The organism is Shewanella psychromarinicola, assembly GCF_003855155.1.
Classification (GTDB): Bacteria; Pseudomonadota; Gammaproteobacteria; order Enterobacterales; family Shewanellaceae; genus Shewanella; species Shewanella psychromarinicola.
The window spans coordinates 2,417,540-2,438,343 of sequence record NZ_CP034073.1; the positions used below are offsets into that span (position 1 = coordinate 2,417,540).

At 42.2% G+C, this 20,804-nt stretch carries 20 protein-coding genes and 1 pseudogene; 13 read left to right on the top strand and 8 right to left on the bottom strand.

Annotation, left to right across the window (positions count from 1 at the left end; translation table 11 throughout):
* Nucleotides 1-60 precede the first annotated feature (60 nt).
* From trmB to EGC80_RS10615, 5 genes are all read left to right on the top strand, one after another.
* Nucleotides 61-777, top strand: coding sequence for a tRNA (guanosine(46)-N7)-methyltransferase TrmB (gene trmB / locus EGC80_RS10595; RefSeq protein WP_101034587.1), 717 nt, complete (start codon nt 61-63; stop codon nt 775-777).
* A gap of 36 nt (nt 778-813) precedes the next feature.
* A complete protein-coding gene (locus EGC80_RS10600) occupies nt 814-1,140 on the top strand; it encodes a YggL family protein (RefSeq protein WP_124012198.1) in 327 nt (108 codons plus the stop codon).
* Between the two features lie 6 nt (nt 1,141-1,146).
* Nucleotides 1,147-2,061 (top strand): glutaminase B, encoded by a 915-nt coding sequence (gene glsB / locus EGC80_RS10605; RefSeq protein WP_101034589.1) that lies wholly within the window; start codon nt 1,147-1,149, stop codon nt 2,059-2,061.
* A 238-nt stretch (nt 2,062-2,299) separates the two neighbouring features.
* The gene (locus tag EGC80_RS10610; RefSeq protein ID WP_124012197.1) at nt 2,300-3,112 is read left to right on the top strand and encodes a YggN family protein; all 813 of its coding nucleotides are present in this window, start codon (nt 2,300-2,302) and stop codon (nt 3,110-3,112) included.
* A 404-nt stretch (nt 3,113-3,516) separates the two neighbouring features.
* The gene (locus tag EGC80_RS10615; RefSeq protein ID WP_101034591.1) at nt 3,517-4,458 is read left to right on the top strand and encodes a LysR family transcriptional regulator; all 942 of its coding nucleotides are present in this window, start codon (nt 3,517-3,519) and stop codon (nt 4,456-4,458) included.
* A gap of 712 nt (nt 4,459-5,170) precedes the next feature.
* Here EGC80_RS10615 and EGC80_RS10620 read toward each other — a convergent pair.
* The 8 genes and pseudogenes from EGC80_RS10620 to EGC80_RS10655 all read right to left on the bottom strand — a co-directional run bounded on the left by EGC80_RS10620 (nt 5,171) and on the right by EGC80_RS10655 (nt 13,282).
* Nucleotides 5,171-7,027, bottom strand: a complete 1,857-nt coding sequence (locus EGC80_RS10620; RefSeq protein ID WP_124012196.1) for a DUF885 domain-containing protein — start codon at nt 7,025-7,027, stop codon at nt 5,171-5,173.
* A gap of 228 nt (nt 7,028-7,255) precedes the next feature.
* A pseudogene (gene hemW, locus EGC80_RS10625) lies at nt 7,256-8,394 on the bottom strand (radical SAM family heme chaperone HemW).
* A complete protein-coding gene (gene rdgB / locus EGC80_RS10630) occupies nt 8,395-9,072 on the bottom strand; it encodes an RdgB/HAM1 family non-canonical purine NTP pyrophosphatase (protein ID WP_124012194.1) in 678 nt (225 codons plus the stop codon). It lies immediately after the preceding pseudogene.
* A 471-nt stretch (nt 9,073-9,543) separates the two neighbouring features.
* Nucleotides 9,544-10,005: a DUF4426 domain-containing protein gene (locus EGC80_RS10635; protein WP_124012193.1), complete on the bottom strand. Its 462-nt coding sequence runs from the start codon at nt 10,003-10,005 to the stop codon at nt 9,544-9,546.
* A gap of 49 nt (nt 10,006-10,054) precedes the next feature.
* Nucleotides 10,055-10,354, bottom strand: coding sequence for a DUF167 family protein YggU (gene yggU, locus EGC80_RS10640; protein ID WP_124012192.1), 300 nt, complete (start codon nt 10,352-10,354; stop codon nt 10,055-10,057).
* A 99-nt stretch (nt 10,355-10,453) separates the two neighbouring features.
* Nucleotides 10,454-11,002 carry a YggT family protein gene (locus EGC80_RS10645; RefSeq protein ID WP_101034842.1) on the bottom strand — a complete coding sequence of 183 codons (549 nt, stop codon included), beginning with the start codon at nt 11,000-11,002 and terminating at the stop codon, nt 10,454-10,456.
* Nucleotides 11,003-11,228: 226 nt separating this feature from the next.
* A complete protein-coding gene (proC, locus tag EGC80_RS10650) occupies nt 11,229-12,047 on the bottom strand; it encodes a pyrroline-5-carboxylate reductase (protein WP_124012191.1) in 819 nt (272 codons plus the stop codon).
* Nucleotides 12,048-12,586: 539 nt separating this feature from the next.
* A complete protein-coding gene (locus EGC80_RS10655; RefSeq protein WP_124012190.1) occupies nt 12,587-13,282 on the bottom strand; it encodes a YggS family pyridoxal phosphate-dependent enzyme in 696 nt (231 codons plus the stop codon).
* Between the two features lie 27 nt (nt 13,283-13,309).
* Here EGC80_RS10655 and EGC80_RS10660 point away from each other — a divergent pair, with 27 nt between their 5' ends.
* From EGC80_RS10660 to ruvX, 8 genes are all read left to right on the top strand, one after another.
* Nucleotides 13,310-14,347: a type IV pilus twitching motility protein PilT gene (locus EGC80_RS10660; RefSeq protein ID WP_101034598.1), complete on the top strand. Its 1,038-nt coding sequence runs from the start codon at nt 13,310-13,312 to the stop codon at nt 14,345-14,347.
* An 11-nt stretch (nt 14,348-14,358) separates the two neighbouring features.
* Nucleotides 14,359-15,471: a PilT/PilU family type 4a pilus ATPase gene (locus EGC80_RS10665; protein ID WP_101034599.1), complete on the top strand. Its 1,113-nt coding sequence runs from the start codon at nt 14,359-14,361 to the stop codon at nt 15,469-15,471.
* A 227-nt stretch (nt 15,472-15,698) separates the two neighbouring features.
* A complete protein-coding gene (locus EGC80_RS10670) occupies nt 15,699-16,802 on the top strand; it encodes a hypothetical protein (RefSeq protein WP_101034600.1) in 1,104 nt (367 codons plus the stop codon).
* 112 nt (nt 16,803-16,914) lie between these two features.
* The gene (locus tag EGC80_RS10675; protein WP_124012189.1) at nt 16,915-17,448 is read left to right on the top strand and encodes a glutathione peroxidase; all 534 of its coding nucleotides are present in this window, start codon (nt 16,915-16,917) and stop codon (nt 17,446-17,448) included.
* 236 nt (nt 17,449-17,684) lie between these two features.
* Nucleotides 17,685-18,698 carry a ferrochelatase gene (gene hemH, locus EGC80_RS10680; RefSeq protein WP_124012188.1) on the top strand — a complete coding sequence of 338 codons (1,014 nt, stop codon included), beginning with the start codon at nt 17,685-17,687 and terminating at the stop codon, nt 18,696-18,698.
* Nucleotides 18,699-19,039: 341 nt separating this feature from the next.
* Entirely contained in the window at nt 19,040-19,369 is a 330-nt protein-coding gene (yciH, locus tag EGC80_RS10685) for a stress response translation initiation inhibitor YciH (RefSeq protein WP_124012187.1), read from the top strand.
* 33 nt (nt 19,370-19,402) lie between these two features.
* Nucleotides 19,403-19,963 (top strand): YqgE/AlgH family protein, encoded by a 561-nt coding sequence (locus EGC80_RS10690; protein WP_124012186.1) that lies wholly within the window; start codon nt 19,403-19,405, stop codon nt 19,961-19,963.
* Between the two features lie 330 nt (nt 19,964-20,293).
* Nucleotides 20,294-20,713 carry a Holliday junction resolvase RuvX gene (ruvX, locus tag EGC80_RS10695; protein WP_059744132.1) on the top strand — a complete coding sequence of 140 codons (420 nt, stop codon included), beginning with the start codon at nt 20,294-20,296 and terminating at the stop codon, nt 20,711-20,713.
* The last annotated feature ends 91 nt before the right edge of the window (nt 20,714-20,804 follow it).

Here is a 20,804-nt window from a genome sequence, read left to right on the forward strand (position 1 = left end):
ACTAACCCATTTAATCACTCGCTATAACAGCACAAGAAGTACGCAGACAATGAGGCAAAGATGAGCGACGTTACCACAGCTGAATTTAACGAAGACGGTAAATACATTCGTAAAATCAGAAGTTTTGTTTTACGTGAAGGCCGTTTAACCAAAGGCCAATCTCAAGCAATTGAAGCACATTGGCCAGCAATGGGACTTGATTACACTCCACAACCGTTGGATTTAAACCAAGTGTTTGGTCGCGATGCTGATACCGTTCTAGAAATAGGTTTTGGTATGGGTGCATCATTAGTGCAAATGGCAAAAGCAGCCCCAGAACAAAATTTTATTGGCATAGAAGTCCATAAGCCTGGCATTGGTACGTGTCTTTCTGAGGCCGGTGCTGCTGAAGTTACTAACTTACGTGTATATCACCATGATGCAATGGAAGTGCTAGAGCACAGTATTCTTGATGGTTCACTTGCGCGGGTACAATTGTTTTTCCCCGATCCATGGCATAAAAAACGTCATAACAAGCGTCGGATTGTACAAGCTGAGTTTGTACAGCTAGTCCGTCGTAAGCTTAAAATTGGTGGTGTGTTTCACATGGCAACCGATTGGGAAAATTACAGCGAGCATATGTTAGACATAATGAATGCTGCTGAAGGTTATAATAATCAATCAACAACTGGTACAGTTGTCGAACGTCCAGACCACCGTCCGCTTACAAAGTTTGAAGCAAGAGGCCACAGACTTGGTCACGGCGTATGGGATATCATGTTTGAGCGTATCGCTTAATCACTACTACACTTTTTAGCAATCGGAGAATACACCATGGCGCAAAATCGCAGTCGACGTTTACGTAAAAAATTACGAGTTGATGAATTTCAAGAATTAGGTTTCGAAATGAACTGGACATTTAATGAGTCAGTTTCTGAACAAGATATCGATAGTTTGGTTGATCAGTTTATTGCTCAAGTGATTGAACCACGTCAATTAGGTTTCCACGGTGGTGGACACAAGCAATGGGAAGGCATTATGGCTACCCAAACTATCGGTAAATGTACTGATGAAGATATTGCAGCAGTCAATGCATTCTGGAAAGACAAGCCAGTTTCTGACCTTGAAGTCAGTGATTTATATGATATTTGGTGGGGTTAAGCTAAATTGCCAGAGCAATTATTACTTCAAGACGCTGTCGATAAAGTAAGATCGCTATTGGGTAAAGGTAAGGTGGCAGGATATATTCCTGCTCTTGCCTGCGTTGACCCCAACAAAATAGGTATTGCAGTTACCACCATTGACGGTCAAACAATTGGTGCGGGTGATTATCTTGAACCTTTTTCCATTCAAAGTATTTCTAAAGTCTTTAGCCTGACTCAGGCACTTAATTTATATACAGAAGAAGAAATCTGGAGTCGAGTGGGTAAAGAACCTTCTGGGCATTCATTTAACTCGCTTGTACAGGTTGAATTAGAGCGTGGCAAACCACGGAATCCATTTATTAATGCTGGCGCGTTAGTCATTGCGGACTTGTTGCAAGCACGCTTGGGTGCACCTAAACATCATATGCTTGAGGTGGTGCGTCAGTTGAGCCAAAATACCACATTAGCCTTCGACAAAGTGGTAGCAGATTCTGAGTATCAATTTAGTGCACGTAATGCTTCTATTGCCTATTTAATGAAGTCATTTGGTAATTTTAATGGCGACGTGAATACCGTACTTAAAAGCTATTTTCATTATTGTGCGTTAAGGATGAATTGTGCAGATTTGTCCCGGGCGATGTTTTATTTGGCCAATCGTGGTAAGACACTCGATGGCGATAGCTTAGTCTCACCAGTGCAAACTCGGCAGCTTAATGCATTACTCGCAACGTCTGGATTATACGATGGCGCAGGCGAGTTTGCTTACCGAGTGGGTATGCCGGGTAAAAGTGGCGTAGGCGGCGGTATTATTGCGATTATTCCTGGTGACATGTCTATCTGTGTGTGGTCGCCTGAACTCGACAATAATGGCAATTCATTGGCAGGTACAGCCTTACTTGAGCATTTAAGCCAGCAGTTAGGTCGTTCAATTTTTTAATTCCACATCACTTTTTTTAATTTCACATCACTACTCGTAAAATAGACTACTTTTTGGTTTATTTTACGAAGAGGGTGGTGTTTTTTGTTCATTTAGTAGATGTTAAATTTTAAATTTTATAAAAACCACTTATAAATCAAGCGACTATACTTGTTGGCATGACTAGTGCTTTATTGTGCTATAACTAATTATATTGAATAGATTTTATCGATATTCGTTTAACAAAAGGATTTTTATCATGACCAAACAGAAGTTAATTTGTGGTTTAGCGTTAACCAGCATGTTATTCACTGCAGGGGCATTGACTCCAGCCATGGCAAAAATGTCAATTAATGATGAAAAGTGTAACGTGACATTAAACTATGACGTGACCGTTGAACCGAAAAGTTTACAGGTCAGTGATAATGGCAGCGAGAAATATCGCGTTCAACTGGGTCAATTGTATGTCGACGGTAAAGAAGTCGCATTAAATGACAAGCAACGGCTGTTATTAACTCAATATTCTGATGAGCTATCTCGCCAAGTTCCTGAAGTGATTGATTTAGTCACCGACGTTGTGTCGATGGCATCTCAGGCTGTCAATATGGCGCTAACACCAATATTTGGCGATGCCACAGGCGTTCAGATTGATAAGATGATGACAGGTATTCAACAACGCATTGATACTATGGCTTATCAACAAGGTGATAAATTTTATTTAGGCTCAACTGAATCTTCAATGGAACATGCCTTTAATGAAGAGTTTGAGCAAGAAATAGAGCAAATGGTAACGAACTCAATGGGCTCATTAATGATGACATTAGGTAGCCAGATCATGTCTTCTGAAGGTGGTTCGTTTGAAGAGAAAATGAATACTTTTTCACAAAAAATGGACAACGTCGGTAAAGACATCGAGCAACAACTTGAGTCGCAATCTCAAGGTCTGGAGCAACGCGCGACTGAGGTTTGTGATAATTTTGAAGGATTATTAGTGTTAGAAAGTCGAGTGCGTAAAGCCATCCCAGAACTTGCACCTTACACCTTAGCTACGCTAGGCGATATAAAAGAGTAACCTTGTTCAAGCTGTCTTCCCGGACACCTGACCTTCCCCTGTGCTTTTTTAAAGACACAGGGGCTTTTTTTTTCCGCCTATTTTAGCTATTTTGCCGCTATAGCTAGTGTTGCTTTGTTCTGATAAAAAAATTGTCAATTATAAATATACAGCCCGACAGGCTTTTTTTGTTATACTAATAAAAACTATAACAAAATTGCACTCTATTTTTGGATGTGGTTATATTTCGGAGTAGTCATTTGTTTGTGTTGATTTACAGTATTGGTTTGTTTCGGTGCTCATTGAGCATCAACACTATTAATAACTGAATGTTGATATTGTGCTTAGCAAGGTTTAGTTACCAGCAATGGCAAACAGACATCTGAAATTTTTATTAATGTCGTAACCAGCTTAAGGCGACTTTCATGTTAGAACTGTTAGAACCTATCGCAATTTTTACTCATGTTGCACGTGCAGGAAGTTTTAGTGCTGCAGCCAGACGTCTTGGCATTTCTAAATCTAAAGTGAGCACTCAAGTTGCAGATCTTGAACATAAACTTGGCGTTCAACTTATTCAGCGTACAACACGCAGTTTAAGTCTTACCGAAGCCGGCAATCTATTATATCTTCAAGGCGAAGAACTACTTCGAGATGCAGAACAGGCAGTATCAAGTGTTCACAACTTAAATGATGCCACTCGTGGTGTATTGAAAGTCGGGATTTCGCAATCATTTGGTACTATGCATATTATTCCTGCTTTACCAGAATTTATGGCGAGACACCCAGATCTTGAACTACAAATCAGTTTGCTTGACCACAAAGTTGACGTTGTCAGCGAAGGTTTAGATCTGTTGTTAACCATGTCTGAGCAATTACCGCTGGGTATGGTGGCAAGGCCGTTAATGAAATGTCAGTTTTTGTTAGTCGCATCACCAGGCTATGTTGCCCAGCACGGAAACATTAGCCGGCCTGAACAATTGGTTGAACACAATTGTTTGGTGTATCAAGGCGAGTGGCATGAGCACAGTATGTGGCAATTTAAAAAGGGCGATGATTATTGTGAAATTGGCGTATCAGGCAATTTCCGTGTTGATAATGCGCCGGCATTAAAATCGGCCGCAGTGAGTGGTTTAGGTATTGTTTACTTAGCCAGTTATTTGCTGGAAGATGAAATTGCTGAAGGAACATTGGTTCCTTTGTTACCTGATTGGCAGTTGACCCATAATCTTCCATTACAAGCGGTGTATCCGCGTCGTAAACACCTGGCTCCAAAGGTGAGTGCGTTTATTGATTTTATTAAAACGCACATTAGTAGCCCACCTTATTGGGACGCTAAGTTTGAAAATTTGTACAAACAGCGTAAATAGCCTCAACTCTGGATAATAAACGGTTATCAAACAGCCCTGTGTTGTGCTAGCTGCATTGTATCGACTTACATTGGCTGGCACATAGTTATTGAGGCAGCGCTTAACGCGGCTCTTAACATAGCGATTAATACGTCAATCCGCCTTGTTAGCAAAACACATGGCAAGTTTGATACTGCAAACTTAAAAGACATCCGTTGTTAACTATATATTCCCACGCCTGTTTAGAGTCGATGCTAGGTAAAAGCGGAAACACTGTTTCCTTTTTAAAACAAAGCCAAAAATTATCTTGCAGTTTAATATTAAAGTTATATTTATCAGTTTATTAAGATTTTAATTTATTAGTTATTCATTAGGTAGCTAATCAAGGGGGCAGCGAAATACCAGAGTTAAGTTGTTGAAGTCTGTTCTGATATCAATACAATAGTTATTAGTTGATTCGAAATGATTTGAAGCATGCGTTTTCTGAGAAATGACCCCTTTTCAGTTAAGCGTACAAATCGGCAAGGTAGCAAATTTTGAATCAGTACTGGCAGTAGTTTTGAACTAATATAATGCCAGTCTTGAAACCATCATCCTAGTTTATTTGGTTACCCCAGACGTTGAGCTGGGGTTATTTTTTTGTGGCATGATGAAAGTAAAACCATAACCATAATCATAATCATAATCCAAGCTTGGTGCTTTACTTTATCCTGTACCAATAACCAACGCTAAATTACTGCGACTGAACCCGTTTAATCCACTTATTTACCTGCTCTGCAAGAATGTCTAATGGCAATGGCCCATTTTTCAAGATTGAGGTGTGAAATTCACGAAGATCAAACTTGGTGCCTAATTCTTTTTTGGCATGTTCACGTAGCTGAAGTATGTTAATCATTCCCACTTTATACGCGGTTGCTTGTGATGGCATAACAATATGGCGCTCGACCATTTTAATGGCATCAGATTGCGCATTTGGTGTGTTATCGACGTAATAGGCAATAGCTTGCTCACGAGTCCACTTTTTAGCGTGTATTCCAGTGTCAACGACTAAACGACATGCGCGCCACAGTTCCATTGATAGACGGCCAAAGTCTGAATAAGGATCTGCATATAAGCCCATTTCTTTAGGAAAATATTCAGAGTAAAGTCCCCAGCCTTCAGTATAAGCAGTGTAACTGCCAAATTTACGGAATTTTGGAATGCCTTGCAGTTCTTGTGCAATAGCAATTTGCATGTGATGACCAGGGATCCCTTCATGGTAGGCCAGAGCCTCCATTTGATATTTTGGCATCGCTTCCATTTTATATAAATTAGCGTAATAGGTGCCTGGACGAGATCCGTCTGGTGCTGGTTGATCGTAAAATGCTTTACCTGCCGACTTCTCTCTAAAAGCCTCCACCTTTCGTACCACTAAAGCGGCTTTAGGCTTAATGGTAAATACTTCATCTAAACGAGACTCCATAGTATCGATCAGAGACTTGGCTTGGGTGAGATATGCTGTTTTACCTTCATGAGTGTCAGGGTAATAAAACTGTTGGTCATCGCGCATGAAAACAAAAAACGCTGCTAAGTTGCCGTCAAAATGCACCTTTTTCATAATGACACGCATTTCATCATGAATACGCTTAACCTCGTTCAAGCCGAGTTCATGTATGGTGTCTGCTGTCATGTCAGTGGTGGTGGTGCGGGCGAGGGCATTATTGTAAAACGCTTCCCCGTCAGGCAGTTTCCAAACACCATCTTGAGTATCAGCAAGTGCTTCAAGTGACTTTGTATAGTTGATTAATTGCTCATAAGCAGGCTTTACCTTAGTAAGCAGAGCCTGTTTTACTTCGGCTAATAAGGCTTGTTTGTTGTCATCACTTATATCGAGTTTATTTATCTTACGGTTCGCGTCAGCCCATAACGCGCTGTCCTTTCCCGTATTGGCAAATGGGGCACCAGTAATAATATTTTTGCTATCAGAAATCACATATGAGAATACAAATTTTGGCGCGATAATATACTTTTCGGCACGAATTTCTAATGAGGTTTGTAATTGTGATAACAGTGTCGGTATGGCGTTTAAACGACTGATATACGCTTTTGCATCACTCTCATCTGTTATTTGATGTTGATTAATCAGCAACGAGGCCACCATTGAGTGAACACCGTTCATTTGGTTAATCGGATAGGTGTGATAACGCCATTTATCATCGCTAATACTGTGTTCTAAACTGGCTTTTAATAGTTCAAAACTGAGTGAGGCCTGTTCATCGAGCTTAGTCGCATCAAGGCGGTTTAATCTTGTCAGTTGCTGTTTACTGCGGGCTAAATTTGCATCGGCAGCGGCTTCTGATAAGTCATTCCACTTGCCATAATCTTGTTTGATCCCAAGGTAAGTTTGGTTAACTGGACTTGCCATAACATTTTCCATAAAAATGGCTTCAAACAATGCATTGGCTTTTGCTGATTCGGTTTGCTGGTTTGTTGTTGCTGTACTTTCTTGTGAGCTTAATTGCGGCATGTTATGCAGCTGTGCAATAGCTGATGTAGCGAATAAACTTGATAACGCAACAGCAATCAGAGTTGTTTTTGTTTTAATAGACATTGATATCATCCCAAAGTTATAAGGGCACATCCTAATCAAGCTTTAGCTAAAGGTGTAAATATAAATGTTAGAAAATGTGTATGTAAGGCAGAGGTAATGGCGCGGTTATGTCGCTATTTGGGTTTGCGACTCGCAGCATCTGGGTATAACAGTAAGCTGCGAGCCATATTTTTCTATTAAATCCAGTAATTAAATCTAGTGATTAAATCTAGTGATTAAATCTAGTGATTAAATAAACTGGGATAGCAAATCATTGACAAACATGTGGCCTTTTTGCGTTAAGTGCCAATGTGTTGTGGTCTCGGTCAATAATCCGCGTTCAATTGATTTTTGCATCCCTTGCTTGACCACATCTGCCGATTGCCCTGTTCGCTGCTCAAATTCAGTTTTAGGGATTGGCGTCATCAATCTAAGACGATTCATTAAATACTCTAATGGGCGATCGTCTTCAATCACCTCTGTGGTTTCAAAGGTATATTTATCTGCTGCGAGGTAGCCTTTGGGGTGCTTTATTTTAACGGTACGGACAATCCGATTTGAGTCGGGCAGGGTGATTTTACCGTGGGCCCCGCAACCGATGCCAAGGTAATCGCCAAATTGCCAATAGTTAAGATTATGGCGACATTGGAATCCAGGTTTTGCATAGGCTGATATTTCGTATTGCTCATAACCTAATGCGGCTAAACGTTGCTGACCTTGCTCGTAAATTTGCCACAGGTTCTCATCGTCTGGTAATTGTGGCGGTTTTGAATGAAACAAGGTGTTGGGTTCAATGGTGAGTTGATACCAAGAAAGATGCGGTGGGGCTAAGGCTGTTGCCGTGTCGATATCATGCATGGCTTCATCAAAGCTTTGGTTCGGTAAACCATGCATTAAATCGAGATTGAAACTTAAATAATCAGCTTGCTTGGCTTTTTCAGCCGCCACTTTCGCTTCATCTTCGTTGTGGATACGTCCGAGTAAATTAAGTTTTTCTTTGAGAAACTTTGCACTCCAATAGATAAGCGCGTGACACCCGCAGCACGGTAAGCACTAAAGTCATCGTGCTCTAATGTACCTGGGTTGGCTTCCATAGTGATTTCAATATTATCTTCAAAAGGGATCAATGCTTGCGCCCCTTCTAGTATGCGTTGAATTTGGCTCGCATCAAATAACGATGGCGTGCCACCGCCGATAAAGATGGTATGCACCTTTCTACCTTGAACATAAGCCAAGTCTTGTTTTAAATCGTCTAATAACGCATCGACATATTGTTGCTGTGGTAACTCACCATTTTGGCCGTGAGAGTTAAAATCGCAATAAGGGCATTTTTGTACACACCATGGGATATGGATATACAAGCTAAGGGGGGGCAATTGCAATGTCATTTATTGATTATCATCCGTAGTATTGTTCGATGAAATGATACCTTGCGCTTTCATTGCACTCACTAAAAGTTCAAGTGCTTTGCCTCGATGACTGTGGGCATTTTTCTGCTCACGAGTTAACTCTGCTGCCGAGCAATCAAAACCTTGCGGGATAAATATCGGGTCATAACCATGGCCTTGCTCGCCTTGTGGGGCATGGTTTATGGTTCCTTCCCATGAGGCTTGGCAAATAATGGGCGTTGGATCTTTTGCATGGCGCAAGTACACCAGCACACATTGAAAGCGGGCATTACGAAGCGTTTCACCTTGCAGTGCATCAAGTAATTTAAGGTAATTGCTGGTTTCAGTGGCACCGGGGCCAGAATAGCGTGCTGAATATATGCCTGGTTGGCCTTGTAATGCATCAACTTCAATACCCGAATCATCTGCAATAGCCGCTTTACCGGTAATTTGTGCGGCATGACGAGCTTTTATTATAGCGTTTTCAACAAACGTGGTGCCTGTCTCTGCAACCTCAGTCACGTTAAATTTATTCTGTGGTAATACTTCAATATTAAATGTTGTCAGCATTTGATCAAATTCGGCAAGTTTGCCTTTGTTGCCACTGGCAAGAACAATTTGTTGTTTCACTGGGGTATGCATAAGTTTTTTTTGAGATGAGGATAAATTTGCGGTCATTATACGCTAACAAGGTTGCGATGCGCTACGCTGCTAAGATCCTAGGCCGCTACGCGGATAGTGCGCTTCGCTTCTAGGGCGTGACTTCGTCACTGCTAGGGACAGCTTTCGCTGCTAAGATCCTAGGCCGCTACGCGGATAGTGCGCTTCGCTTCTAGGGCGTGACTTCGTCACTGCTAGGGACAGCTTTCGCTGCTAAGATCCTAGGCCGCTACGCGGATAGTGCGCTTCGCTTCTAGGACGTGACTGCGTCACTGCTAAGGACAGCTTCGCTGCTAAGATTCTAGGCCGCTAGGCGGATAGTGCGCTTCTAGGACGGACTGCGTGACTGCTAAGGACAGCTTCGCTGCTAAGATTGAGTCGCTGGGCGACTAGGCTGTTGATTTTATAGCCTCTAGCCGCGTAGCGTCCTAGCAGCGCAGCGCTCTAGGCTCTTTCGCTCGATATCGCTCGTTATCGAGATTTTAGGCCTTAATCTACATAGAACTTCTGTTTGAATTTCACCGAGGTATTTAATTGATTTTTGTACTTAATGGCAATGGTGAAATTGACATCTTGATCGTCGCGGTAAGGCACTTCTGCGATGTAATAGATGGATTCGCCTTCACGGATTTCTTTAAAATCAAGCGTCATGCGTGCATCAATTAAGTTATTGGCGATGCCTGAAATTTCGACCGAGACTGCGGGATGTCCTTCTTGGCTGGTATTTAGCACGGTAATATTGACTAATCCATTGTAACTGCTGCGTTCTATGCCGTAGGTTTTAGCTATTTCTGGGGTAATAAAGGTGCTACTAAGCGCCATGTAATGAATATCAAAATTACCCACTTGTTGCTTTTGTTCTGCGTGAGCATTGCCAATATTGCTGATTGCGATGACTGACAACAACAATATTTGTAACAGTGAGCGAGATAAACGCAATGATTGAAACATAATCTGTCCTTAGTGTGCTTGAGCAATAACGTTATTATAGATGAGTCGGCTATAAAAGCGCGGCTATTTCCGCTGGGATAACTTTGGGTTGGCATATTTTAATTTGCTTATGACGACCTTGTTCACCTTTGAGAATATGTACCTGACTTTTAGGGACTTTACAGGCTTTTGCGAGGTACTTAGACAAATAAGCATTTGCTTTACCGTCAATGGGTGGCGCTGTTATGGCTATTTTTAATTCGTTACCGTGTAAGCCGACAATTTGATCGCGGCTTGCTTTGGGTTGTACATAGACAAAAAGCAGCAAGTCTCCTTGCTGCTCATCGTTAATATAGCTTACTGGGTTCATTTTTTAACCTCAGCTCGAGATATTAAATTGTTGAAATGGGCTAATTTTAGTTTATTTACCCCAACTCTTAACCCGAGTTGAGGTTGTTTAATTCGACAACTAAATAATTGACCAAAAAGGAATATATTGTGCACACAGCATGTTAATGAAGTTCATTGCAATAAACACCACCAATACCGATAAATCCAAGCCACCCATTGCAGGTATTATTCTACGCACTGGCGCTAAAACCGGTTCTGTTAATTGCGCAATAACCATAACAATAGGGTTATTGTTTTGATTGAACCAGCTTAATACTGCACGAATAAGTAACATCCAAAAAAACAATACGCCCGCTTGTTTTATCACAGAGATAAATGAGAACAATAACAAGGTAAGAATGTCTACAGCAGCACCTGCAATCAAAGTAAGTACTAACATTTTAACTAACACGACAATCAGTGCCAGTAAGATTGATGAAGTATCGATACGTCCTATCGAAGGTAATAGTCGACGCATTGGTGCGATAATAGGCTGTGTCGCTTTAATCACAAATTGACTAAATGGATTGTAAAAATCCGCTCTTGCAAGCTGCAGCATAAAACGAAGAATGACGATCATTAGGTATAAGTCAAACACGGTGTTGACTAAAAAACTCATTGCATTCATGGATATTGCCTTACGTTTATGTAAATTAGTGCCTAAGTTAGTACCTAAATTAGTGCTTAAATAAATGCTTAAATTAACTGATCGCATATTTAACAGTTCAGTTAACTCAGCTGCAATATACCCGATTTTCACTCAGATTTCGTGCGTTTAAGCTGAGTTTTTACTAAAAACTATTTTAGCACTAAAGAGGTTAACGTTAAGTTAAATAATCATTCATCCCATAGCGTTAAAATGTTTTAGCCATCTCTTGGGCTCTGGCAACGCAGTTTGTCATGGCTTGGTCTACCAATTCAACTAAACCGCCTTGCTGGAGCGTTTCAACCGCTCTGGCTGTGGTGCCACCTTTTGACATAACATTCTGACGTAATTCTGTCACCGATAATTGTTGGTTTTGGATCACCATTTGCGCGGCACCTAAAGCGGCCTGTTCAGCAAGGAGTCTTGCTTTGTCCTCAGCCATGCCCATATTGACGCCAGAAGCGATCATTGACTCGATAAACAAGTAGAAATAAGCAGGAGAACTGCCCGCAAGCGCAATCACTTGATCTAATTCTGCTTCTTTATCAACCCAAACTACTTTGCCACCACTTTGCATTAATGTTTCGCAAATGGCCTTATGTTCGGCAGAAATACTGTCATCGGCATAAATACCCGTCATACCATAGCCAATTTGAGTTGGGGTATTAGGCATAGTGCGGATAAGCTTGATAGGTTGATTAAAATAGACCGGATAACGAGACGCCGGAATACCTGCAGCGATAGTGATGATTAACTTATCCGCTAAATCCAGTGAACTTAAGTCTTCACAAACAGATGCCATTAATTGAGGTTTTACGCTTAACACGATCACCTCTGCTGCTTTGGCTGCTGCGTGGTTATCATGGGAAACCTCAATAGCAAAATCTTGCTGCAACGCATCCAATTTACCTTTGCTTGGATTGGTAGCATGAATAAGATCACTAGGATAGCCATGTGTAACTAAGCCACTGATAATGCTACGAGTCATATTGCCCGCACCGATAAAACATACTTTTGCTTGAGTCATTAAGTCTGTATCCAATAAAAGAGTGAATTTATGTCCAATTGCTGTGTATGTTACCTAATTCAGCTCTAGGACGCTACGCTTCCAGGTTCTAGGGTCGCTACGCTGCTCGGTTCTAGTGTCGCTACGCTGCTAGGGCGGACTACGTCCTGCTAGGATCTAGGGCGTGACTTCGTCACTGCTAGGGTCGCTGCGCTGCTAGAACGGACTACGTCCTGCTAGGCCGCTGCGCGGATAGAGCGCTTCGCTTCTAGGGACAGCTTCGCTGCTAAGATTGAGTCGCTGCGCGACTAGGCTATTGATTGTATAGAATCTAGCCGCGTAGCGTCCTAGCAGCGCAGCGCTCTAGGCTGTTGCTATAGATTGTATAGAATCTAGCCGCGTAGCGTCCTAGCAGCGCAGCGTTCTAGGCTCTTGCTATAGATTGTATAGAATCTAGCCGCGTAGCGACCTAGCAGCGCAGCGTTCTAGGCTGTTGCTATAGATTGTATAGAATCTAGCCGCGTAGCGTCCTAGCAGCGCAGCGCTCTAGGCTGTTGATTTTATCTTTGACCAAAGATAGCACTGCCGATGCGCACCATGGTTGATCCGTTGGCGATGGCGATATCCATGTCACCGCTCATGCCCATAGACAGAGTGTCGACGCTAGGATATTGCTGTTTAAGCTGGTCAAAAAGTTGCTTTAATTGGCTAAATTCTTGTTGCTGAAGTTGTACATCATCAGTGGCGGTTGGGATCGCCATTAATCCGCGCAGTTTAAGGTGGGGTAAGGATGCGATAGTAAGTGCTAACGTGGCGACATCTGCAAAACTTGCAGAATTGATACCCGACTTAGACTCTTCCTGGCTAATATTGACTTGAATACACACGTTTAATGGCGACTTGTCGCTCGGCCGCTGTTCATGCAAACGTTGGGCTATTTTGCCGCGACTTAAGGTGTGCATCCAATCAAAATGCTCGGCGACAATTTTTGTTTTATTCGATTGCAGCGGGCCTATAAAATGCCATTCTATATCCGGGTAATCTGCCTGTAAGGCGTTAATCTTAGTTTCGCCTTCTTGGACATAGTTTTCCCCAAATAAACGCTGCCCCGCTTGATAAGCTGCAATAATGTCACTTATGGGTTTGGTTTTGCTCACCGCCAGTAGGTTTATCTCATCTGGAGAACGTGAACAATTTTGCGCCGCTTGATTAATTCTGCTCTGGGCGATTGATATTCTGTCTGCTATTGTTGTCATAATGTTGGTTTAATGGATGTCTCTACAATGGAAATCACTGAATTACTGGCCTTTAGTGTCAAACACAAAGCATCAGATCTACATCTTTCAGCAGGCGTATCCCCCATGATCCGTGTTGACGGTGAAGTGAGGAAAATTAATTTACCTGCGTTAGATCATCAAGGCGTTCATAGTCTTGTTTATGACATCATGAATGATAAACAACGTAAAGACTATGAAGAACACTTAGAAATCGATTTTTCATTCGAAGTCCCCAATCTAGCTCGCTTTCGTGTTAACGCATTTAATCAGTCTCGTGGTGCAGGCGCGGTATTTCGTACCATTCCTTCTGAAATTTTATCTCTTGAGCAACTTGGTGCACCAGAAATTTTTAAGAAAATTGCCAGTTACCCACGTGGATTGGTATTAGTGACAGGGCCAACGGGGTCGGGTAAATCGACCACATTGGCAGCGATGGTCGACTACGTTAATGAAAATCGACATGAACATATTTTAACCATTGAAGACCCGATAGAATTTGTCCATCAAAACAAACAATGCTTAATCAATCAGCGCGAAGTTCACAAACATACACATAGCTTTAATGCGGCGCTGAGAAGTGCACTGCGTGAAGACCCTGATGTTATTCTTGTGGGTGAAATGCGCGACCTTGAAACCATTCGTTTAGCCATGACGGCCGCAGAAACGGGTCACTTAGTGTTTGGTACTTTGCATACCACCTCGGCAGCCAAAACCATTGACCGTGTGGTCGATGTATTTCCTGAAGGTGAAAAGAGCATGGTACGCACCATGTTGTCAGAGTCACTTCAAGCCGTTATTTCGCAAACATTGATTAAGAAAATTGGTGGTGGCCGAGTGGCCGCACATGAAATTATGATGGGTACACCCGCGATCCGAAATCTTATTCGTGAAGACAAGGTCGCGCAAATGTATTCAGCCATTCAAACGGGTATGTCTCACGGCATGCAAACCCTTGATCAATGCCTGCAAAATTTGGTCAATCGTGGCTTAATTACCCGCGAAGATGCGATGCAGAAAAGTTCGAATAAACAAGCTAATTTCTAAGGAACTGGATCATGGATGTTCGTCCGTTTTTAAATATGATGGTTGAGAAAAAGGCGTCTGACTTATTTATCACCGCCGGTTTTCCACCGAGTGCCAAAATTGACGGTGAGTTACGTCAGCTATCTGAAGACCGATTAACACCAGAGCAATCGCTGATGTTTGTTGAGTCGTTAATGAGTGATATACAAAAGAAAGAGTTTCACGACAGCAGCGAATGCAACTTTGCTTTTGCGGCAAAAGATTTAGGCCGTTTTCGTGTCAGTGCCTTTTGGCAGCGAGAATCAGCCGGTTGTGTTATGCGCCGTATCGAAACCCAAATTCCAGAAGTGGATGACTTAAAACTTCCCGCCATTTTAAAAGATTTGGTCATGAGTAAACGTGGTCTTATCATCATGGTCGGCGGAACCGGTACCGGTAAGTCAACCTCGCTAGCTGCGCTGGTGGGCTACCGAAACGCTCATTCTCGGGGGCATATTCTGACCATTGAAGACCCGGTTGAATTTGTGCATAACCATCGTAAAAGTATTGTTACTCAACGAGAAGTGGGTATTGATACCGACTCATTTGATGCCGCGCTTAAAAGCTCACTGCGCCAAGCGCCAGATGTGATCTTAATTGGTGAAATTCGTACTCAAGAAACCATGGAATTTGCACTGTCGTTTGCCGAAACCGGTCATTTATGTATGGCGACGTTACATGCAAACAATGCCAACCAAGCACTCGATCGTATTATGCATTTGGTGCCAGAAAGTAAGCACAATCAGCTGCTATTTGATTTGTCATTAAATTTACGCGGTATTGTGGCGCAACAGCTTATTCCTAAATCAGACGGAACCGGACGACGAGCCGCCATTGAGGTGTTAATTAATACTCCACGTGTGGCCAGTTTGATTGCTAAAAACGAGTTGCATTTACTGAAAGAAACCATGGCTAAGTCTCGCGAGCAAGGCATGCAAACGTTTGACCAGGCATTGCTTGATTTATATCTAGAAGGTGAGATCAGTTACGCCGATGCATTACATCATGCCGACTCACCTAATGATTTGCGTTTAATGATTAAATTGCAAAACAACGAAGCGGCTTCATCGGGCGCCATGGAAGGCATTACACTCGATATGGACTAGTCGTGATATGAACAAAATGTTCAGATAGTAAGCCAGTTGGTGGTTTTTTAGAGGTCAAGCGTCACATAATGTGTGTTTTTTTGTTATAATCAACGTTGGATTGTCATTACAGATGCTGTAATGATAAAAGAGGGTTAAATTTTCAGCGATTAATCCACTTCGTGTAATTACATTATACGTTACTAATTTTTATCACGTTTTATAACAATATGTATCAAGGATGTATTATGCAGTTATGGCAAAAAGTCACTGTTTTATCTTCGCTAATCTTGTTTCCATTTTCGGCTTCGGCTGTAAAAGTTACTGATGAAGTCGATATTGGCGGCGCAGTAAGAATCAACTACGGTTGGAAAGATTACGATAATAACTCCAAACTTAAATTTGAACTGTTCCGTGCCGATGTCAACTATAAGAGTAAAGATGGCTTGTTCGCCTCAGCTCAGTACCGTTGGTACGAAAGCATGGATGTAGTGCATCATGCCTACATGGGTTATCAATTTGACGAAGCACAATCAGTACAAGTGGGTGTAACCCAAGTACCATTTGGCTTATTACCTTACGCAGCACATTCATTTTGGTTTGGTGCAACGTATTATCTTGGTTTTGAAGATGATTACGATGCAGGTATCCATTACAAAAATGAAAAAGATGGTTGGCGCTACGACCTAGCTTACTTTAGTAATGATGAATACGGTAATGGTGCGCGTGTCGATCGCTATTCATTTGACGTTGCTACAACGGATCAATCTCCATATGAAGAGTCAGGCCAAATAAACGCCCGAGTTGAGCGTGAATTTACTTCTGGTGACGTCACTCATAAGTTAGGTGGCTCATTACAGTTAAGCCAATTAGATTATATGGCTGATATCTCTAGCGTAGATGGTGAAGATGTCGATAGCCTTGCAGCTGCAGCTCATTGGCAACTTGACTGGAAAAAATGGCAATTACAGTTACAGTATATTCATTACGACTATGACGTAAAAGACAGTGAACGTATTACTCTTAGTGCGTTTCAGTTTCCATTCGAAATTGCTGCTGAAGCCGATGTTGCGACAGTTAACTTAGCTAAATCGTTTGATGTCGACTGGGGTCCAATCACTAATGTAAATTGTTACAACGATTACAGCCAAGTAATGGCATCAGGCGACGGGCTAGATGATTCTGTCCAAAACGTGACGGGTTGTGCCATCACTGCTGGTAAGTTTTATTCTTATGTCGACTGGATTGCCGGTAAAAATATGTGGTTTGTTAAAGGCCCAGGTGTGGGTATCGATAATGGCGACACAGCATGGCATTCTCGTTTGAACATCAATGTTGGTTTCTATTTCTAAACATTTTTGATCTCAATAAAAAAGTATTACGTACAATAGTGTGATATTTCATTAGGCACCGATAAAGTCATTTATCGGTGCCTTTTAACTTTGAGTCAAGGACAAACTAAAAATGATTAAATACCTAACAGCCATTGGCTTATTCACATTAAGTTCTGCTGCTTTTGCCACCAATTGTCCTGACTACCTCAATGTTGAAGCGCGAAAATTACACTCAACAGAAAACGTTAATTTATGTGAACTCACTCAAGGCAAAGCGGTGTTAATTGTTAACACGGCTTCCCATTGTGGCTTTACACCTCAATTTGAAGCACTTGAAACATTACATAAAGAGTATGCTGATAAAGGATTAGTGGTCATTGGCTTTCCTTCAGATGATTTTTTCCAAGAAGAAAAAGATGAAGCCAAAACCGCCGATGTTTGTTTTATTAATTATGGTGTCACCTTCACCATGGTGGCAACATCAGCCGTTAAAGGCAGCAGTGCTAACTCAGTATTTAAATACCTAGGCGACAACAGTGCTGAACCAAAATGGAATTTCTACAAATATGTTATCTCAGGTGATGGTCAAACCGTACAGCAATTTAATTCGCGGGTTAAACCTGATAGCGATGAACTGAAAAAAGCGATTGAATCAGTTTTGTAATCATTAACTCAAGTGAGTTATTTTACCGCATTCTTTAACTGAGCTCTTTCACTGAGCCCTTTCAATCAGCCGTCTAGCTTAAATAAATATTTACAGAGTGCGGGGTATTTTGATATAAAATCGATACCCAGCACTCTTTATGTTTTAAATGAATGCGATACAATTTTAATTTAACCTCATGAGTTATTCAGCGTGAGATATATTTGTCGATCCAAATCAATAACGGAGAAGATACTTTGGCTAGATTTTCAGGGCTAGATAAAGACACCGGCCATAAAGCACGTGGCAAAACTGGCGTATTACTATTAAATCTAGGTACACCAGATGCGCCAACGGCATCTGCTGTTCGCATTTATTTGGCTGAGTTTTTGGCAGACCCTCGAGTGGTGGAAATTCCAAAACTAATATGGATGATTATTCTTCACGGCATTATTTTGCGTATTCGTCCGGCTAAATCAGCAGCGTTATATCAAAAAGTATGGACCGATGCGGGTTCGCCTTTACTCGATATCAGCCAACGTCAACAAGCAAAACTAGCCAAACAATTACAAGCACAAGGCTACGATGCCAGTGTGCATTTGGCGATGCGTTATGGATCGCCATCAACGTCTAGCACCTTGCAAGCTATGCACAAACAAGGTGTAGACAACTTAGTGGTTTTGCCTTTGTATCCGCAGTATGCTGCGCCAACAACCGGGTCTGCGTTTGACGCTTTAGCCAAAGAACTGATGAAATGGCGTTATATTCCGGCACTGCATTTTATTAATACCTATCATGACAACACTGATCTTATCGATGCCCTTGCCGCATCCATTCAAAAAGACTTTGATGAACACGGTAAGCCACAAAAATTGGTGATGTCATATCATGGTATGCCAGAGCGAAATCTGCATTTAGGCGATCCCTATTACTGCTTCTGTTTGAAAACGACTCGTTTAGTGGTCGAAAAATTAGGCTTAAGTGAAGACGATTACGTCGCAACATTCCAGTCTCGCTTTGGCAAGGCTAAATGGTTACAACCTTATACCGACGCAACAATAGCCAGCCTACCAGCCAAAGGTATCACTGATATCGCCGTCATCTGCCCAGCATTTAGTGCCGATTGCCTAGAAACCTTAGAAGAAATCAAAGGCGAAAATCGTCACGTATTTGAAGATGCCGGCGGCAAAAACTTCAGATACATTGAATGTTTAAATGATAACGATGACCACATCAACATGATGGCCAATCTGGTAAAACCTTTCTTGTAATTATAGGGCGCTGCGCTGCTAGAACGGACTTCGTCCTGCTAGAACGGACTTCGTCCTGCTAGAACGGACTTCGTCCTGCTAGAACGGACTTCGTCCTGCTAGAACGGACTTCGTCCTGCTAGAACGGACTTCGTCCTGCTAGAACGGACTTCGTCCTGCTAGAACGGACTTCGTCCTGCTAAAGTCGCTTCGCTATGCTGTTTGCTTTTATAGCCTCTAGCCGCGAAGCGTCCTAGCAGCGCAGCGCTCTAGGCTCTTTTGCTCGCTACCGCCTTTCACTGCTCGCCTCTGCTTTTATGATTTGTTAAACTCAAATAATGTTTCGTCGTTAAAGAAATAATATGAGAATAGATCCCAATATCGCATTAGTTTATAGCACTGATAAAGGTCGTATTGATCAACCTAAACCACAAGCTGAAATTCCAACTGGTGACGGCATAGTGCGGATCCACAAAGATACTAAAGGTCGTAAAGGTAAGGGCGTGAGTGTGATAAAAGGGCTCGCATTAGATGACAAAACCTTAAAAGATCTTGCGCAAAAACTGAAGAAACAATGTGGCTGCGGTGGTACAGTAAAAGACTTCTGCATTGAAGTACAAACCGACAATCGCGAACAAATAAAATCCATATTAGAAAAGTTGAATTTCACAGTGAAATTAGCGGGTGGATGATACATATCGCTGAGACACGATTTGGGAGAGTATATGGATAGCTTCAAAGACCACTTTTTAATTGCCATGCCATCACTAGATGAGACATTTTTTGAACGTGCGGTGATCTACATTTGCGAGCATGATCAAAAGGGTGCCATGGGAATCATGGTTAACCGACCCATTGGCGTTGAAGTTGAAGATCTGCTTGAACAAATGGAATTATATTTATCGCCAGAGTTTTCATTCTCCTTAGACAATCAAGTACTCATAGGCGGCCCTGTGGCGCCCGAACGTGGTTTTGTGCTGCATACGCCTCAAAAACATTGGATCAATAGCACTGAGATCAGTGAAGAGATAATGTTAACTTCTTCACGGGATATATTAGCCGCGATTGGTTCAGATAAATCTCCCGAGCAATTCATTGTTGCCCTTGGCTACGCTGGTTGGAGTAAAGATCAGCTTGAACAAGAAATTGCAGACAATACCTGGTTAACGATTAAAGCCACACCAGAGTTACTTTTCAACATTGATCATGAACACCTGTGGCAAATGGCGACTCAACAACTTGGTTTTGATATTTGGCAAATGTCTAGTCAAATAGGCCATGCTTAAAAATAGCTCGCTACGCTTCTAAGATTTTAGGCTGCTTCGCTACAAGGGCGGACTACGTCCTGCTAGGATCTAGGGCGTGACTTCGTCACTGCTAGTGTCGCTACGCTTCTAGGGCGGACTACGTCCTGCTAGGATCTAGGGCGTGACTTCGTCACTGCTAGGCCGCTGCGCTGCTAGAACGGACTACGTCCTGCTAGGATCGCTACGCTTCTAGGGACAGCTTCGCTGCTAAGATTGAGTCGCTACGCGACTCGGCTGTTGATTTTATAGGCTCTAGCAGCGAAGCGTTCTAGGCTGTTGCTTTTAAAGCGATTAAACAAAGAGATAAACATGCAACCACAAACCGTTTTAGGGTTCGACTACGGCACCAAAAGTATTGGTGTCGCTATAGGTCAAGCCATTACTGCTAGTGCCACGCCTTTACTATCAATTAAAGCGGTTGATGGGATCCCTAATTGGGATGATATCGATAAATTATTAAAAGAATGGCAACCAGACCTTGTCGTCGTCGGCCTACCGTTAAATATGGATGGCACCGAACAAGAAATGACTCAACGAGCACGAAAATTTGCTAACCGAATTAACGGTCGTTTTGGGGTTAAAATTGCCACCCAAGATGAACGCTTAACCACTGCCGATGCTAAAGCTCGCTTATTCGAACTCGGTGGCTTTAAAGCGTTAACCAAAGGTCAAATTGATGCGGTTTCAGCGGTATTAATTATCGAAAGTTATTTTGAAAATCAATTTTAATCTAGATCCTAGGCCGCTAGGCGGATAGTGCGCTGCGCTTCTAGAGCGGACTTCGTCCTGCTAGGGACAGCTTCGCTGCTAAAATCCTAGG